The organism is Sinorhizobium sp. GQ132, assembly GCF_059758575.1.
On sequence record NZ_JCAXDX010000012.1, the window covers coordinates 38,790 to 56,357 of the forward strand.

Annotated in this window: 16 protein-coding genes; 7 read left to right on the forward strand and 9 right to left on the reverse strand. The window is 60.2% G+C overall.

Going from position 1 to position 17,568, the window contains the following annotated elements; genetic code table 11:
• The first annotated feature begins 3 nt into the window (after positions 1-3).
• Together traD and traG are read left to right on the forward strand one after the other, a co-directional pair.
• Entirely contained in the window at positions 4-219 is a 216-nt protein-coding gene (gene traD, locus AC6CIG_RS24385) for a type IV conjugative transfer system coupling protein TraD (protein WP_018098126.1), read from the forward strand.
• Positions 212-2,188 (forward strand): Ti-type conjugative transfer system protein TraG, encoded by a 1,977-nt coding sequence (gene traG / locus AC6CIG_RS24390; RefSeq protein WP_498324004.1) that lies wholly within the window; start codon positions 212-214, stop codon positions 2,186-2,188. Before traD ends, traG begins: the two co-directional genes overlap by 8 nt.
• A gap of 583 nt (positions 2,189-2,771) precedes the next feature.
• Here traG and AC6CIG_RS24395 read toward each other — a convergent pair.
• The 8 genes from AC6CIG_RS24395 to AC6CIG_RS24430 form a co-directional block, all read right to left on the reverse strand.
• Complete coding sequence (locus AC6CIG_RS24395; RefSeq protein WP_437412479.1) at positions 2,772-3,080, reverse strand: DUF736 domain-containing protein; 309 nt, start codon at positions 3,078-3,080, stop codon at positions 2,772-2,774.
• 659 nt (positions 3,081-3,739) lie between these two features.
• Positions 3,740-4,966, reverse strand: a complete 1,227-nt coding sequence (pepT, locus tag AC6CIG_RS24400; protein ID WP_498324005.1) for a peptidase T — start codon at positions 4,964-4,966, stop codon at positions 3,740-3,742.
• A gap of 140 nt (positions 4,967-5,106) precedes the next feature.
• Positions 5,107-6,342, reverse strand: coding sequence for a CapA family protein (locus AC6CIG_RS24405; protein ID WP_498324006.1), 1,236 nt, complete (start codon positions 6,340-6,342; stop codon positions 5,107-5,109).
• An 88-nt stretch (positions 6,343-6,430) separates the two neighbouring features.
• Positions 6,431-8,104: a dipeptide ABC transporter ATP-binding protein gene (locus AC6CIG_RS24410; RefSeq protein WP_498324007.1), complete on the reverse strand. Its 1,674-nt coding sequence runs from the start codon at positions 8,102-8,104 to the stop codon at positions 6,431-6,433.
• Positions 8,101-8,976, reverse strand: coding sequence for an ABC transporter permease (locus AC6CIG_RS24415; RefSeq protein ID WP_498324008.1), 876 nt, complete (start codon positions 8,974-8,976; stop codon positions 8,101-8,103). Before AC6CIG_RS24415 ends, AC6CIG_RS24410 begins: the two co-directional genes overlap by 4 nt.
• Before the next feature lie 14 nt (positions 8,977-8,990).
• The gene (locus AC6CIG_RS24420; protein ID WP_498324009.1) at positions 8,991-9,968 is read right to left on the reverse strand and encodes an ABC transporter permease; all 978 of its coding nucleotides are present in this window, start codon (positions 9,966-9,968) and stop codon (positions 8,991-8,993) included.
• Positions 9,969-9,974: 6 nt separating this feature from the next.
• Positions 9,975-11,576, reverse strand: a complete 1,602-nt coding sequence (locus tag AC6CIG_RS24425) for an ABC transporter substrate-binding protein (RefSeq protein WP_498324010.1) — start codon at positions 11,574-11,576, stop codon at positions 9,975-9,977.
• Positions 11,577-11,712: 136 nt separating this feature from the next.
• A complete protein-coding gene (locus tag AC6CIG_RS24430; RefSeq protein ID WP_498324011.1) occupies positions 11,713-12,285 on the reverse strand; it encodes a hypothetical protein in 573 nt (190 codons plus the stop codon).
• 138 nt (positions 12,286-12,423) lie between these two features.
• On the opposite strand from AC6CIG_RS24430, the gene AC6CIG_RS24435 reads away from it, so the two are divergent.
• Entirely contained in the window at positions 12,424-12,642 is a 219-nt protein-coding gene (locus tag AC6CIG_RS24435) for a helix-turn-helix transcriptional regulator (protein ID WP_102765011.1), read from the forward strand.
• A gap of 357 nt (positions 12,643-12,999) precedes the next feature.
• On the opposite strand, the gene AC6CIG_RS24440 is transcribed toward AC6CIG_RS24435, so the two are convergent.
• A complete protein-coding gene (locus tag AC6CIG_RS24440) occupies positions 13,000-13,596 on the reverse strand; it encodes a GNAT family N-acetyltransferase (protein ID WP_498324012.1) in 597 nt (198 codons plus the stop codon).
• 147 nt (positions 13,597-13,743) lie between these two features.
• On the opposite strand from AC6CIG_RS24440, the gene AC6CIG_RS24445 reads away from it, so the two are divergent.
• From AC6CIG_RS24445 to AC6CIG_RS24460, 4 genes are all read left to right on the forward strand, one after another.
• Positions 13,744-15,285, forward strand: coding sequence for a PAS domain-containing sensor histidine kinase (locus AC6CIG_RS24445; RefSeq protein WP_498324013.1), 1,542 nt, complete (start codon positions 13,744-13,746; stop codon positions 15,283-15,285).
• Between the two features lie 144 nt (positions 15,286-15,429).
• Positions 15,430-16,062, forward strand: coding sequence for a response regulator transcription factor (locus AC6CIG_RS24450; protein ID WP_498324014.1), 633 nt, complete (start codon positions 15,430-15,432; stop codon positions 16,060-16,062).
• A 106-nt stretch (positions 16,063-16,168) separates the two neighbouring features.
• Positions 16,169-16,537 (forward strand): response regulator transcription factor, encoded by a 369-nt coding sequence (locus tag AC6CIG_RS24455; protein WP_498324015.1) that lies wholly within the window; start codon positions 16,169-16,171, stop codon positions 16,535-16,537.
• Positions 16,538-17,104: 567 nt separating this feature from the next.
• Complete coding sequence (locus AC6CIG_RS24460) at positions 17,105-17,563, forward strand: (2Fe-2S)-binding protein (RefSeq protein ID WP_122103012.1); 459 nt, start codon at positions 17,105-17,107, stop codon at positions 17,561-17,563.
• Positions 17,564-17,568 lie beyond the last annotated feature (5 nt).

Here is a 17,568-nt window from a genome sequence, read left to right on the forward strand (position 1 = left end):
CGGATGGCGCGCACAACCACATCCGACGCCCGAAAGAAGGACACGCGGGAAAAGATCGAGCTCGGCGGCCTGATCGTCAAAGCGGGTCTTCGCTACGAGAAACGCGCGCTTCTGCTGGGCGCGCTCATCGATTTGAGCCAGCGCTTGAAAAGCAACGACACCGAACGCTCGCGACTAATGGCGATCGGCGCGGAGGCCTTTGGCAATTGCGATGAATAGGATCATTCTTTTCATCGCGCCTGTCGCGCTGATGTTCCTGGTCACGATCGGATTGACCGGGATCGAACACTGGCTGTCGGGGTTTGGAAAGTCGGAGGCTGCTCGGCAGACGCTCGGCCGGGCGGGCATTGCCCTGCCTTATGTCTCAGCGGCCGCCATCGGCATCGTTTTCCTGTTCGCGAGCGCCAGCGCGATCAGGATCAAGACGGCCGGATGGGGCGTCGTTGCCGGTGGTATAGCGACGATCGCTGTCGCCATCGCTCGCGAGGCGATCAGGCTGTCGACATTCGGCAACCAGGTTCCGGTCGGCAAGTCCATCCTCTCCTATGTCGATCCCTCGACGCTGATGGGAGTGGCGGCGGCAGCGATATCTGCCTGCTTCGCTCTACGTGTCGCGCTCGTTGGCAATGCGGCCTTCGCCAGCGCCGAGCCGAAGCGCATTCGCGGCAAGCGGGCGCTGCATGGCGAGGCCGACTGGATGAAAATGCAGGACGCGGAAAAACTCTTTGCTGACTCGGGCGGCATCGTCATTGGCGAGCGCTACCGTGTCGACAGGGACAGCACAGCGGCGCGCTCGTTCCGTGCCGATGACCCGGAAACGTGGGGCGCCGGCGGCAAGTCGCCGCTGCTGTGTTTCGACGGTTCGTTCGGATCGTCGCACGGCATCGTCTTCGCCGGATCGGGCGGCTTCAAGACGACATCGGTGACGATCCCTACGGCACTCAAATGGGGTGGATCCCTTATCGTTCTCGATCCGTCGAGCGAGCTGGCGCCGATGGTTTCAGCCCACAGAACGGGCTCGAACCGAGACTTGTTCGTCCTCGACCCGAAAAGGCCGGAGACTGGCTTCAATGCGCTTGATTGGATCGGGCAATTCGGCGGCACCAAGGAAGAGGACATCGCCTCCGTCGCCTCATGGATCATGAGCGACAGCGGCGGCACGCGCGGTGTACGCGACGACTTCTTCCGTGCCTCGGCCTTGCAGTTGCTGACGGCAATGATCGCCGACGTTTGTCTCTCTGGCCATACGGATGAAGAGAACCAGACGCTTCGCGAGGTTCGCGCCAATCTCTCTGAGCCGGAGCCGCAGTTGCGCCTACGCCTGCAGGAGATCTACGACAATTCGCAGTCTGATTTCGTCAAGGAAAATGTCGCGGCTTTCGTGAACATGACACCCGAAACGTTCTCCGGCGTCTACGCGAATGCGATCAAAGAAACCCATTGGTTGTCGTATCCGAACTATGCCGCGTTGGTTTCCGGAAAGACGTTTTCAACGGGGGATCTCGCCGAAGGGAATACTGACGTCTTCATCAACATTGATCTCAAGACCTTGGAGACACATGCGGGCCTCGCACGCGTCATCATCGGCTCGTTCCTCAACGCGATCTACAATCGCGATGGGTCGATGAAGGGCAGAGCGCTCTTTCTTTTCGATGAGGTGGCGCGGCTCGGTTATATGCGGATCATTGAGACCGCGCGCGATGCCGGCCGCAAGTATGGCATCACCCTTGTCATGGTCTATCAATCGATCGGCCAAATGCGCGAAACCTATGGCGGACGCGATGCCGCCAGCAAGTGGTTCGAGAGTGCGAGTTGGATCAGTTTCGCTGCGATCAACGACCCAGAAACCGCCGACTACATCTCACGCCGCTGCGGCATGACGACGGTCGAGATCGATCAGGTCAGCCGCAGTTCGCAAATCAAGGGATCGTCGCGCACGCGATCAAAGCAGCTGGCGGCGCGGCCATTGATCCAGCCGCATGAAGTACTGCGCATGCGCGCCGACGAGCAGATCGTATTCACCGCCGGCAACGCGCCGCTCAGATGCGGTCGCGCGATCTGGTTTCGGCGTGACGACATGAAGGCTTGCGTCGGAACGAACAGATTCATGAAGCTCAGAAGCACGTCTGAAGCACGTCCGATCGAGCCGACGCGCAGCGCAAGGAGCAAGGCCGATCCAGAAAAATGAAGAGTATCGGAGAAATCAGCATTAGCGACTCCCAACGGGCGAGATTTCGGGAATTCTCGTCGTGCGAGGAGCGGGAATCAGGGCAGCCGCAGGAGCCCCAACTGAATTGCCCGAAGGGGAGGCGGGACCGACTGCGCGCCGCCCCTCGCACACTATCTGAAGCCCCTTGCACGTAAACGCAGGTCAAACCGAAGCCGAGGTAGATTGAGGCAAACAGGAGAGGACCGACCGCCCGCGCAAATCACTGACCGCGATCCTCTGCGCCGCGATCATCATTGCTACGGGAGGCTGGCTTGCCCTCGGGGGCGCTGGCAACCTCTCCGGAACTGCTAACTGCGGCCAGGACACCGACACCAGGCTCGCTGTCGGCCGCGTTTTTGATCTGCGGCGCCGATCGCCATGTGAACTGCGCCGTCGACGGCCATACGTTCTGGTTTGGCGGGGAGAAAATCCGCATCGCGGATATCGAGCAGACAATTCCGGTCCTGTATGGCACCAGAAAGCCGGAGGCGGCTCGATGCCCGCTCGCGGTTTCTCAATTCGGCCGGTTGGCCCCGCCTTCCGGCGGGGCCTCGCCCGGATCTCAGTCCCGGTTGGGGCGCGACCAGATCAGATGGTACCCGTCCTCGCCTTCGACTTCGGTGAGGGTTGCGTAGATCGGCGCGGGGAAGCTCGGGTCGTCCAGCTTGACCGAGAGGTAGGCGCGGTCCTGCTCGGACCGCTTCTGCCAGGCTGCACCGAGCTCGACGTTGCCGGCGTAGATGCGGAAGTGCGGGCCCTTGTCGGAGGGATTTTCGATGCGGGCGATGCGAGCCTTGACGTTGAGGGCGAGCGTGCGGATCGAGCCGTTGAAGCCGCTTTCGGTGGAGTTGAAGGTGCCGATGGCTGCCATTGTGGTGTTCCTTTCGTTGGGTTTCGGACCGCGCCCTTCGCGGCCTCGATGGCTGTCGCAAGGATCGGGGACGATCGGACCGCACCTGACAAGGCCGGAATGGAATGGAGGACGGCCGGGAGAAACTTTGTTGTTTCGGGAGGAATGAGCGCCTGAGCGCTCAGGGGAAGAAAGTTTTGCATGGCCGTTGCGGGAAGACGATCGAGGCGAAGCCGCTCTCCGATCAGACATGCCTCATCGAGCCCGAGGAGGACGTGGCCAATGCCGACGGATCACTAGGAACGCGGTGATGGCAACGTGCCACGGACTCGCCCAAGCGGAACATAGCAGTGTGGTCAAACCGTTGCTCCATTCCTATGTCCGGGTGCTGGTTCGGTGCCGACGGACCTACCGGCTTGGAGTTGCCTTCAATAATCAACCCGGTATCGAGTGCTCGCAATTCGTCGCCTGGAGGATTCATACGTCAGCAGACAAAGCCGTTTACCGTAGAAATCAAGCAATCCCGAAAGCTCAAACCGACCGACCGCAAAACCTCGATCTGGGGCAAGCTGGACCTAACGCCAGATCAGGGCACGCTCACGGATAGAGAGCAGAGAGAGGCGTCGGCCGTTGGCGGCGACAACGAACGACTCTGAGATTTAGGCCGCGACTTTCTCATCTCAGCTACTCGCCGACAGTTGGCAAATCTTGAACGCAACTTCCAACGACTTTTCGAAGGCTGGTATCGGCAGAAATTCGTAGCGCGAATGGAAGTTGTAGGCGCCGGTGAAGAAGTTCGGTGTCGGTATTCCTCTGGCCGAGAGGACCGCGCCGTCGGTGCCGCCGCGCATCGGGATCACCTTCTTCTCGATCCCGAGTTTTTCCATAGCCTTGAATAGCAGAGCGACGGCACGATCGTCACGAGCGAGGCTCGTGGAGATGTTTCGATAGGTGTCGGTGACGTGGTACCGGACATTCCCGGTCGGATAGCGCGATCTCATTGCTTCCGCCACTTCGGCGATCCGACGTTTGCGCCGATTGAAGCCATCTGTATCGAAATCCCGGATCAATGTGGTCAATATTGCCTCGCTGTCGTTTGCGATGAGGTCCTTGAACCAGAAGAACCCGTCGCGACCTTCTGTGCATTCAGGCGTGTCCTCGCGGTCGAAGTGGGAGATGAAGTCCATCGCCATCAGCAGCGGATTGACGAGCGTACCCTTCGCTGACATCGGGTGCGCACTGACCCCGGTAAAGACGATCTCGCAGGATGCGGCGTTCAATGTCTCCAGGACCACCTCGCCCAGTTCGCAGCAGTCGATCGTGTAAGCAAAATCACAAGGGAAGCGGGAGAGGTCCATCGCCTTGGCGCCGCGTAATCCGATTTCCTCGTCCGGCACGAAGGCAACGAAGACGTCGCCGTGGCCCACCTGCTGATCGAGCCGGGCAAGCAGCGTCATAATGACCGCGATTGCCGCCTTGTTGTCTGCGCCGAGGACACTGGTGCCGTCACCAATGATGATGTCATTCCCCTCCCACTCAAGAACTTCCGGATGTTCGGCGACCCTGAGCCAGATGTCTTCCTGGCGGTTGAGGCAAAGGTCTTTGCCTTCGAAGCGGAGGATTTGCGGGCGGACGAAGGGCGAGAGGCCGACATCGACGGTGTCGAGATGCGCGATAAAGCCGATCGGGGGGACCTCAGGCCTGTTGCCACGTTTGACTCCCGTTACGATGGCATACTCGTCGACCAGCACGTCGTTCATGCCAATTGCGCGCATCTCGTCGGCGAGCAGGGCAGCGAGAGCTGCTTGTCCGGGCGAGGACGGCAAGGATTGGGAGCGGCCGTTGCTTTGACTCTCGATCGCGGAATAGCGAAAAAAGCGGCTGATGAGTTCTTCCCTAACTTCCATGTTGTCCATCCTCGTCCTGAAGAGATTCCCGCTCTTGTCGTCGGCGTTTTTTGGCTGAGATGGGTCGGCCCGCTCCGCTACCGCTGTCGTGGTGGACTGCGGAGTTAACCAGCAAGCCCTTTGGTACGGCGCTCTACAGGCTAAAACCTGATGACACCGACCCCGCCGGAAATCTCGACGTCGACGCCGAATCTCGTCGATTGTTCGGAAAGTCGGCGCAATATCCGTTCGGCGCTTTCGCCTGCGGCTAGATGCGGCGCCAGGCGATGCTCCAGCACCCCATCAGCCAGCGCTTCATCGCCTCCGATGATGACGGGGTGAAGCGTGATCTCGATTAGGCCGTTATCATCGCCGAACGAGCAAAGGCCGATGACGCTCTCCCAGACTTCGGGTGCCGTCCAGGTCGACTTCTCAGAACGCACGTGGAAAATGAAATTCCCGAGACTGTAGAAGATCGGCCGGCGCCGGTAGATCTCGATCGGCTGGAGGACGGGCGCACCGTGGCTCACGAACATATGAGCACCCGCATCGATGCATCGTTTGGCAACGCCACTCACCCAGTCGGGGACCTGATACCAGTCGGACGCCCAATGGTGATGGTGGAGATAGGCGATCACCAGAGATCCGTCCGCGGCCGTAGCCGCGATCGAGGCGAGAATCCTGGCAAGATCGGCCTCATCGATCTTGACGCTGCGTCCGAACCTTTCCGATCGCTTGAAGACCGCACGCGAGATGCCGATTTCGGATTCCGGGGTGAGGCGCGGCGGATCGTCCGGCTGACTGTCGTTGGTGAGATCGATAGCGGTGTACCCAACCTTGTCGCGAATAGCCCGGATTTGATCGAACGCGGTCTCGTCGACCTCGATGACCTGGGACAGCCGAAGCCGATTGACCCCCGGGCGTTCTGGGCGATTGTCCTCGGCGTCGGCCGCGTACATGAAATTCGGACCAGGGCCGCCGTCCATCGCCACGATCGCGACGCGCCGTCCACCGATCATTCCGGTGCCTGCCCGTGAGGCTTGCGCGTGGTCACGGCCGAGGCCGGCATGGAGGAAGGCTCGCTTCTCCACCTCCTCGAGTGTCGAGAGCACGCCGGATGGGCCGAGGTCGAACGCATGGTTGTTCGAAAGGGAAAGCGCGCGAAACCCGATCGCACGAAGGCTGTCGAGAACGGCTGGATCGCTGCAGCCGAAGAAGGATCCCTTAAGTGGCCACCCGCCGTGGCTCCCAAGGATGGTCCCTTCAAAGTTGGTGAACGAGAGATCCGCCTTGCGAAGGAGAGACTGAACCTCACGGAAAGCCGGGGCAGAGATGTCGCGAATATCGTGCTTGATGAGCGATTGGCCAGTCACGGCCAATGTGAACCTGTCATTCATGGAGTCACCCTCTATGGCGATACGTGCCACGTGTTTCAAGAAAATGGTGGTTCGGAGCTGGGCCCATTCGTTGAGACGCCGGCACAGCTCAGCATCTGAAGCGGTGCGGTCGGGCGTTGATGAGCGTGCGCGTGTAGGGATTGTCGGATCGTGAGAAGATGAAATCGGATGGTCCGAAATCCTCGACCCGGCCGTCCTTGAAGATGTAGACCGAACTGCACATCTCCTGGACGATGGCGAGGTCGTGGGAGATGAAGATCATCGTCATCTCGCGCTCGGCGATGGTGTCCTTCAGAAGTTGGATGATCTCGGCCTGCACCGACACGTCGAGTGCCGATGTCGGTTCGTCCGCGACGATGATCTCAGGCGCCGCGAGCAGGGCCCGCGCGATGCAGACGCGCTGCCTCTGACCGCCGGAGAGCTGGTGCGGATAGCGGGCGAGCAGGCTGCGAGCGAGCCCCAACCGATCCATCATCGCCGCTGCGTCCGTCGGTTCTTCCCCGGCGGCGAGCTTCGCGCCGAAGCGGATGCTTTCGTCGAGCGTTTCGGCGATGGTCATGCGGGGGTTCAAGGACGCGGAAGGATCCTGGAAGATCATCTGCACCCGGCCGAGAAGGCCGTTACGGCGACCGCCTCTGGTAACGTCGAATTCGCTGGCACCGATCCGGATCCTGCCCGCAAGCGCCGTATCAAGGCCGGCGATGATACGGCCGAATGTCGTCTTGCCGCTTCCGCTCTCGCCGACAACGCCGGTGATCTTGCCGCGTGGCAGTTGGAGGCCAACGTCGTGCAAGCCGAACTTTGGCTTGCTTCGGCCGCAGCCCCACGCAAAACCCTGCTGCGCGAATTGTTTCGACACGCCGTCGGCGACGAGAAACATCGGCGCCTTGTCGTCTCCGATCGAGGAAACACTTCGGCGGCATCCGTCGTCCGCGCTGGTTGTCAAAGCGGTGACCCGGAGCCTCGGAACGGCGGCGAGCAGTTTGCGTGTGTACTCGTGGCTGGGCTGATCGAGAATGGTGGACGTGCGGTCCGCTTCCACCACCTGTCCTTTGCGCATCACCAGGACCCGATCGGTGATCTCGGAGATCACGCCCATGTCGTGAGTTACGATGATGATGGAAACGCCCGTTTCGTCTACAAGGTTTCGAAGTAGTCCGAGGATCTGCTTCTGGACGGTCGCATCGAGCGCCGAGGTCGGCTCGTCGGCGATGATGATGTCGGGAGAGCCGGCAAGAGCAATCGCTATGACGATGCGCTGCCTTTGTCCTCCGGAGAACTGGTGCGGGTAGTTGCGGTATCGTGGCTCCGGCTCCGGAATTCCGACACGGGCAAGGAGATCGAGGGTGCGGGCCCGCGCCTCGCGCCTGGAAAGTGAGCCATCGACCGCAAGGCAGGTTTCCTCCACCTGGGCACCGATGCTCATCAGCGGATCGAGGGAGGCGGTGTGATCTTGGAAGATCGCTGATATCCGACGCCCTCGCAGCGCCTCGCGCTCATCGGGCGTCATGGTGTGGATCGCCTGACCATTGAACTCGATCGTCCCGGACGTCTGCTGGAGCTCGGGCGAAAGCAGGCCGAGCACGGCATTGCCGAGCGTCGACTTTCCGGCTCCCGACTCGCCGATGATGCCGAGGATCTCGCCGCGTCCGAGTTCCAAACTCACGTCAGAGAGGATTGTCGTCAAGCCGTCTCCCGAAGCGTGGCGAAGGCTAAGGTTCTCAACCCGCAACAGGGGTGTCGTCACGTGTTCCACTGTCATAGCGAATGGTTCCTTGGATCGAGGCTGCGTCGAACGTCCTCACCGACGAGATTGATGCTTGCGATCAGACCGAAGAGGGCGAGCCCCGGGAACAGGCTGATCCAGTATTGACCGGTGAGAAGATACTGGAACCCGTTTGCGACCGCGGAGCCGAGCGAGGGCTTGTCGATCGGAACGCCCAAACCCAGGAAGGAGAGGGTCGCCTCGAGTGCGACGGCATGGCCGACCTCGATCGGGATCAAGGTAACGGCCGGCGCGATGCTGTTCGGAAGCAAGTGGCGGAAGATGATCCGCGACGTCGGCAGCCGCATCAATCGGGTCGCATCCATGTAGGGTTTGTTCGCCTCGCTCAAGGCAACGCCGCGCGCGATCCGCGCATAGGTCGCCCATTGCGCAATGATCAACGCCAGAATGATCCGGTCCACGCCCGGGCCGAGCGTGACGATGGCGATGAGCGCGATCAGGATCGTCGGCAGGCTGAGCTGCAGGTCCACGAGTCGCATGATCGCGACATCGACCCACTTGCCGAAATATGCGGCGCTGACACCGGCCGTCAGCCCGACCAGCGCGGCGATCGCCGCGCTGGTGATCGACACCACCAGGCTGATGCGCAGGCCATAGAGGATAGTACTGACGATGTCGCGGCCGAGCCCGTCCGTCCCGAGCAGGTATAGATAGCCGCCGCTACCGATCGTGCCCGGCGGCGAGGACGCCTCCCATCCGTAGATCTGCAACGGATCGTAGGGGTTCTGTGGTGCGATTGCCGGTGCCGCGATAGCAAGCAAAATGTAGCTCGCAAGCAGCATCTTGGACGCGGTCAGGACTGGTCCATGCGGACGCTTTCGGAGCGCCTTCAAAATTTGAGCTTTCATGACGGGGTCACCTTTCACGAAGACAGGCGCACGCGCGGATCGAGCACGGCATAGAAGAGGTCGACCAGGGCATTCAGCGCGACGAACGCGACCGAGATGAAGGTCAGTGTTGCCATCACCACCGGGCGGTCGAGGAGCTGAATGGAGTCGATCAAGAGCTTGCCGACGCCAGGCCACGAGAAGATCGACTCCACCACCACAGCAAAGGCGAGCATGCCGCCGAACTGCAGGCCGATGATCGTCACGATCGGGACGCTGATGTTCGGGAGCGTATGCCGGAACAGAATTCTCTGCGGCGAAAGCCCTTTGGCGCGGCAAAACCGCGTGTAGTCCAGGCTTTCGACTTCAATCGTTCCCGATCGTGAAAGACGGGCGATCAGCGCGATGTTCGGTATCGCCAACGCCAATGCCGGAAGCACGAGGTGCCACAGCCCGTTGCCGGTGAAGACACTCCATTCCTGCCCCAGGAAACTTGCGGTCGAGCCTCTGCCACCGGATGGGAACCAGCCTGTCAGGATGGCGCCGACGAGGATCAGCATCATCGCCAGCCAGAAGGAGGGGATGCTCAGCGCCGACACGCTCGCCTTGAGCAAGGCCCGATCAAACAGGGTTCCGCTCCGTCGGCCGGCAAGGAGGCCGAGCCCCGTTCCAAGCGGTGCCGCTATGAGCATGGCGACAGACGCGAGTTCCAGCGTCGCCGGCAACTTGGCTATAACCAGCTCGAAGGCCGGCAGATGATAGATGTAGGAGGTGCCGAAGTTTCCGCTGACGACATTGTCGATAAAGACGAGATATTGCCTCCAGATCGGTTGATCCAGTCCGAGCGCGATTGTCGCCTGCCTGATATCTTCTGGCGTGGCGGTTTCGATGTTGACCACGTTGAAGACCGGATTGCCGACGCTGTGGATGCCGATAAATCCGATCAACGACATGACGATGAGGAGCAGGAAGGCTTGCGACAGCCTTCCCAATGCAACTGAAATCATGCCCATGATCGCTTACTCCACTGCCGCAAGCGTCTGCATCGCGGTCGTCCAGCCGCGGGGATGCATCACATAGGAGCCGACCCGCGGACCGTAACCGACGATGTGATGGAAATGGTAGAGCGGTATGATCGGCTGGTCGGCCATAACGAGTTCCGTGGCTTGCGCCAGCGCTTGGTTCCGCTCCGGCCCCACCTCAATGCTCTCCGCCTTTGCGAGCATCGCGTCGAAGGCAACGTTTTGATAGTTCCCGAAGTTCAGGGCACCGGTTCCGCGCTCGCGGTTCGGGGATGCCAGCAGGGTATGGAGGATGATATCGACCGCCTCGCCGGACGTGCCGCCGTACCAGACTGCGTAGTCGCCGGCGGCACGTTTGGTATTGAAGACCGAGAACGGAGCGGCTGATGGCTGGGCGTTTACGCCAATACGCGCCCAGCTTTGGGCGATGGCTTGAAGGCTCTCGGCGTCACCGGGGTAGCGTCCGGCGGGCCCTGCAAGAACGAGGTTGAAGCCGTTCGGAAAGCCTGCCTTCGCAAGAAGGGATTTTGCCTCTTCATAGTTGGGCCTCCCTGGCACCAAATTTGCCGAGGTGCCCGGCAGGCCATTCGGAAATACCTGAGCCGCAGCCGTGCCATAGCCCGCGAGGATCTTGTCGACCAAAATGCCCCGGTCCGTCGCCATCGCAAGCGCAAGGCGAACCAGAGGGTTCTTGAATGGATTGGCGATTGGTTCGCCCGACTTTCCCGTCACGCCCGGAAGTGTCTCCCGCGACACGTCGAATTGCACGAAGTTGACGCGCGCGGCACCCACGCTTGCAATCCTGGCGCCGCGCTCCTTCAAGGAGGCGACGTCGCGTGCCGGAATGGCATCCGCCACATCAATCTCACCGGTGCTGAGCGCCGCAACGCGGGCGGCCGGGTTCTCGATGACCCGGAACGTCACATTGCGCCAGGTGGGCTTGCCGCCCCAATAGTCGTCGTTCCGTATGAGCCTCAGGCTCTCGCCGGAACGCCAGCTTTCGAACCGGTAGGGACCGGTACCGACGGAAGAGTGGCCGGCGTTGAGGTCCTCCGTCGCCTCGAAGCCTCCAACGGGCCGGTTCATCACGAAAATGGAAGAAAAGAAGAGTGGCAGATTGGGGACCGGACCATTGGTCTCGATAAGCACGGTGAGGGGGGCGGGCGCCGAGGCCGACTTGATGCCGCTCACATAGGAGCGAAAGCCGCCGCTAGGCGGTTTGAGGAAGTCACGGATGCGCTCGATCGTGTAGACGACGTCGTCCGCCGTGAAGTCTGAACCGTCATGAAAGCGGACGTTATCGCGGAGCTTAAACTCCCATTGCGTGTCGGACAGCGGCCGCCAGGAGGTGGCAAGGCCAGGCTTCAGCTCGAGATTCTCGTCCTGATAGACCAGCCGCTCGTAGATGTGGGAGAGCAGCGAGGTGTTCTCGTTGAGATTGGCATAGTGCGGATCGAGCGTCATCAGCTTGTAGGACGTGGCGATCCGAAGCTCCCCGGTTTCCTGTGCCTGCGCCGACGTCGACGGAGCACTCCCGAGAAAGATTGAGATCAGAAGCGCGGAAAGCAGGCGTGGACGAAATTGGCTTCCCAGTTTCATTTGAAGTTCCTTGGTTTTCGTTTTTGGAAGAGTCGGAATGCCGCGTTGGGGCAGGCTCTAACGCGTGATTTCCAAGGCGAAATGCTCGCAAAGAGCGCGGTGCGCATGTCTTGTTAGCTCGCCCGCAATCCCGGGATCACGCGAGTGGTTGGACCATCCCCGGAGGCTCGGGTTGGAATTCGGGCGCCGACAGGCGATTACGTGCGCTCGCAACAGAGGCGATATCGATCTTCAGGAGGTCGGCAATGACTGAGCGGATTTGCGGCCAGGGATCTTCTTCGCTTGTGGGGGAGGGTTGCCACTTGGTGATGGCAGCGTGGAGCTTTGCCGTTGCCCCCGCTATCGATCGCGCCGGTGTCCTCCACAGGGCTTTCGCCGCCTCGTCCTCCGCGACGGATGCACGATCTTCAGCTTCGAGAGCCTCGTCGTAGGCTCGCGAACCTGCGGTTTGCTCAAGCGGTGGCGGCAAAACAGCCGGAAAGAGCGCTCTTTCGAGCTGCTGCTGGCGCAAACTAGATTCGCTCAAATGCTGCCAAGCTTTGCACCATTGCTGCCAGACCGCGAGCGCGGGATCGTCGTTCCACGCATACGAAGGCAGGGGCTTCGTCGTGGCAAGCGCTGGACATGTGGGTAAAGACGAGGCCACGAAGGAATGGAAGTCTCCCCGGGTGACCGCAGACAAAGTTCTGCTATTGTCGGAATCAGCCATGATCCGAGCTCCTTACAGCTTGGGTTGTGGTCAGATCGAGCAGGTGTTCCCGCACCTGTTCGATCGTCGCCGATAACTTTTCCTACAAAATGTAGGAAGTCAATCAGAAAGTTTGCCTTGAGTAACGATCTTCTTACGATGGAGCAGTGCCGTGGGGCGCGAGCTATGTTGGGTTGGAGCCAAGCAGAGTTGGCCAAAGCAGCCAGCGTGTCCCGCCAGACCATTGCGGATTTTGAACGGGGAGCTCACGTTCCGATCATCAACAATCTTGCAAGCATCGTCGCGGCCTTCGCCAAGGCAGGAATTGAGTTCATCCCGGAAAATGGTGGCGGCGTGGGTGTTCGTTTCAAGAAGTAGCCGCCCGCTGGGCTATCCATGGTCCAACGGGGTCACCGCTCTTCGAAATCCGACCACGTCGGCAGCACGCTAAGGTCCCTTGATCAGCCAATTGACTCCTGCGCTACCGGTTCTCACAACTGGTGCCGTGCACAACGTTTGTCATTAATACCCCGTCTGTGAAGACGAACGCTCGGACGGCAGGCCTCGCGAGGGGAGGTCCTTTTTCTATTGGAGAAGATCGAGAGCTGCATGTGTCGGCTGCGGCTCGGAGCCAACTAGTGGTGAAAAACTGGCGCTTAGGACCCGGCACAGACTCCCGCTTTGGGTGGAGGACGGAAGTTCACTGCGATGGCGATGAACGTCTGCAGTGCAGACTTAGCGGCCTTCCACTGGACAGAGCGATTTTATCAGGAGCATCCAGTACTCTGTATCGGTCTCCCAGCCCTCCTTCACACAGGGCAGTGTTGCAGCAACTTCGAAGCCATGCCGCTCATACAGTCTTCTTGCACCTGCGTTGTTGTTGGCGACGATGACACTCATCCGACGAAGCGCCTCTTCCCGCGCTATTTGTTCTGCAATAGTGAGTAGCCTCGAGCCAAGTCCTTGCCCCCGGTATTCGGGATAGCAGGCCAGCACATTGACATACCAGCTTTCGAGCGCCCTGTTCTCCAGTTCTTGAAGCGGCCGAAACAGGGCGGGGAAGTCATCGCCAATTGGCTTGGGCTCCGAGCCGATTGGATATCCTGTCAAACTCGCCACGGCGCCGTCTCCAAAGTCCACAACCACGATCTGGCCTTCGCGCAGCTTTTCTATTTGCCGAGCGCAGCCGACCTCCCAAGGCTCCTGCTCGTCCTTTACAAGTCCCTCCCAAATGTACAGGGGCAAACCCTCGCCGGCGAAGTTGACGAGATCCGCCAGCGCCCTTGCATCTGCTTCGGTCGCAACTCGTAGCGGTGGCACAAGCCGGATCATTTGATCCTCCGGAAGCTCTCGGGGCGGCAGTTTATCATAAGAGGTCTTTCGAATGGCGTACATGGAGCCCGTCTCATCAACCTGTACACAGATCGCATGACAGAGTAAGCAATCTCTAATCAATACTTCCGAGGGGAAAGGACAGCAATGGAGTTCGATCTCCGCCGCGTTTTGGACGCGCTTCCGGCCATGGTGTGGATCGCACTGCCGGACGGGCAGCTCGAGCTTGTCAACCGAAGCTGGTCTGAATACACCGGCCTCGGTCTGGACGAAGCCCGTGGCGCGGAATGGCAGGCCGCGGTCAACCCGGACGACCTCCCCGCACTGCTCGAACGCTGGCGGTTGATTCTGGCGTCCGGCCAACCAGGCGAGATGGACGCGCGCGTACGGCGCTTCGACGGGCAGTATCGCCGGGTTCGCGTGCAATGCAGTCCGATGCTCGACAATGCCGGACGGATCATCAAATGGTGCGGAACGGTCACCGATGTCGAGGATTTTCGGCGAGCTGAGGAGACTCTGCGGCGGCGCGAACTTGATTTTCAGTTGATCGTCGACAGCATCCCACTTCCGGTCGCAGTGACGACACCATCAGGCGAGGTCGAAGGCCTTAATCAACTGACCCTCGATTATTTCGGCAGGACATTCGAGGAGCTGAAAGGCTGGAAGGCCTCCGACGTCGTCCATCCGGACGATCTCGAGCGGACGATCGCCGAGCAGCTCGCCGCGCACCAAGGGGACCACGCGTACAATGTCGAGAGCCGCCACCGTCGCGCCGACGGCGTCTACCGGTGGTACAACGTCCTGGGCCTGCCTCTACGGGATCCGCAAGGCAACATCCTTCGCTGGCTCCACATGCTGATCGACATCGATGATCGGAGGCAGGCCGAGGCGGCCCTCCAGGCGGCGAACGACAGGCTGGCGCGTGCATCGCAGGTCGCAAGCCTGGTGGAACTCTCCGCCTCAATCGCGCACGAGGTCAATCAGCCGATTGCCGCTGCACTCGCCAACGCGCAGGCTGCGCTTCGCTGGCTGCGAAGGGAACCGCCTGATCTTGCGGAAGTGAGCGAGGCACTTGACGACGTTGTGAAGGACGGCACGCGAGCCGGAGCTGTCATCGATCGGATACGCTCCCTTTTCAAGAACGCACCGCCGTCGCTTGAGAACTTGGATATCACCGAGGCGCTCACCGAGATCGTTGCCATTAGCCGCGGCAAAGCCCTGAAGAACGGTGTCTTCTTACGGGTCCAACTCTCGGACGGCTTGCCGACCGTCCGAGGAGACCGCGTACAGTTGCAGCAGGTGATGCTCAACTTGATCACCAACGCCATCGAGGCGATGAGCAATGTTGACAATGGTAATCGCAATGTCCGGATCACCGCCGGAAGAGACGACGACAATGTCTTTGTCACCGTGCAGGACTCCGGTCCGGGCTTGACGCAAGCCACCTTGGAGCGTGTCTTCGAACCGTTCTACACGACCAAGCCGACCGGTCTCGGGGTGGGGCTGTCGATCTGCCGTTCAATCATAGAGGCTCACAGCGGTGCGCTCTGGGCAACAAACGCCGAGAAAGGTGGCGCCGTGTTTTCGTTTACTCTTCCCATTCCTGCGTCGGCAAAATGCAGAATAGGCGTTCAGGATCCGGTGACGCCATCTCAAGCGCCTCAACCGCTCGGCGATATGGTCTCGTGAACTGCTTCGGTCAGTCCCATAAGCGAATCGATGAAGGAGACCGCATCAAGTTTAACAGTCGATTGGCTAATACCTTGGTGTTATCTCCGAGACAGTTCCCGTCATGCTATGGTTCCAACGCTTTTAGAGAACATGGCCTTTTAGATGTCGCACAGTCCGGACGATAGAGCGATTGTCCACATCGTCGATGACGATGAAGCGCTGCGTCGCGCGCTAGACCGCCTGTTCCGCTCTGTTGGCCTTGAAACGCGCAGCTATGGAGCAGTCCGCGAATTTATCGATGCCCAGCGACCGGATCTACCCGGATGCATCGTACTCGACGTAAGGCTGCCGGGCATCAACGGCCTTGAATTCCAGGCACAGCTTGGCGGCTTGGGCATCAACTTACCCGTCGTCCTGATGACCGGTCACGGCGATATCCCCATGACTGTTCAGGCCATGAAGGCCGGGGCCGTAGACTTTCTGTCGAAACCTTTCCGCGACCAGGACATGCTCGATGCGGTGAGCACGGCGATCAACCGCGATCGCAGCCGACGCGCCGCGGAAGGCCTTACTGCCGGTCTCAAAGATCGCTTTGCCACATTATCGACTCGCGAGCGGGAAGTCATGATGCTGGCTACCTCCGGCAGGATGAACAAGCAGATCGCCGGGGATCTGGGTCTCAGCGAGGTAACGGTCAAAATCCATCGTGGCGCGGCGATGCGCAAGATGGGTGCTCGTACGCTCGCCGATCTGGTGCGAATGGCCGACGCCTTGAACCTGGCACTTGAGCACTGACGCTAACACCTGAGTATGATTTTCAACTGGTGGTGCGTGTGCGAGGCTGACGGTCAGCGCTCCGCCTATCTCCGCGGCCAAGCTAACAAGAAGCGAGTGACACCGCGTGGCTGGGGAACCACTCATCTCCATTATCGACGACGATCAGGCGATGCGGTCAGCGCTTGTCAGGCTGATCCGTTCTCTCGGATATGTTGCCCGTGGTTTCGCATCAGCCGAGGAATTCATCGAAGCGGGTGTCATGCCGGGTTGTTCCTGCGTCGTCACGGACGTCCAGATGCCGGGCATGAGCGGCATTCATCTGACAAGATTGATCGCGGAGCGGCAATCCCAGGTGCCTGTGATCTTGATTACCGCTCGTACTGAGCCTGGCATCGAGGAGCGCGCCATTGCCAGCGGGGCCGTGGCCTTCTTCAGGAAGCCGTTAGACACCACGGCCTTCATTGAATGTCTGGAAATCGTGATGAGCGCATGAGCCCACCCTGCCCACGTCTGCCCCGCACTGGATGACTCGCGCAAAGGGTCAGGCTCCCAATATCAAACTGCTGGCTCACTGCTGACAAAACGGTGCGGGGCTGATGGTTGCCTCCTGCACAGGTGGCAGCCATGAACTGAACTGATCGGCGGCATCGGCCAGTGATCTCTCTCATACCAAGGTATGAACGGCATAGCCGCTCGTACGATGGCGTCGACGGCATTCGTCCAGCAGCATGCTCATAAGCGAACCTGGTACGTGTGAAACGTGCGCTGGCAAACGGAGAAACACATGCAGCAAATCACCTCCAAACTACCCGTCAGCAATGCCGGGGATCTTTCAAAGCATTGGAGATGACGATGATCGCATTCAGCAGTATGATCGCCACCGCGACCTCGAGCCTGGGCATGGCGACGTGCGCTCCTGCCGCGCTAGCGGAGACCTCCGGGCAACGAAGCAAAAAACAAAACTGCTCCTTCACCGAAACACACCTGTGAAAAGATCTCTGCGCGATTTCTTCTAGCACGGGCTCTATGATTAAGGGGACGGCTATCAGCCGGTGTTCACATGACTTATGATCTTCTGGTTAACGGCGAAAAATATGCCGTCGATGTCGATGGCGATATTCCACTTCTATGGGTCTTGCGCGACACCATAGGTCTCACTGGAACGAAGTTTGGCTGCGGCATTGCGATGTGCGGTGCCTGTACGGTGCATGTCGATGGCGTGCCCGTGAGGTCGTGTGTCATGCCGGTCGCCGATGCGGCGGCCAAGCCGATCACCACGATCGAGGCGATTGGCGAGACTGCCGAAGGCGCCCGCGTGCAGAAGGCCTGGCTCGACATCGATGTCGTCCAATGCGGCTACTGTCAGTCTGGACAGATCATGTCCGCGGCCGCGCTCCTTGCTGCCAATCCCTCGCCGAGCGACGACGACATCGATGCCGTCATGGCCGGAAATATCTGTCGATGCGGCACCTATCCGCGCATTCGCGCCGCCATCAAGCTCGCTGCAGCGGGGAGGTAATCTGC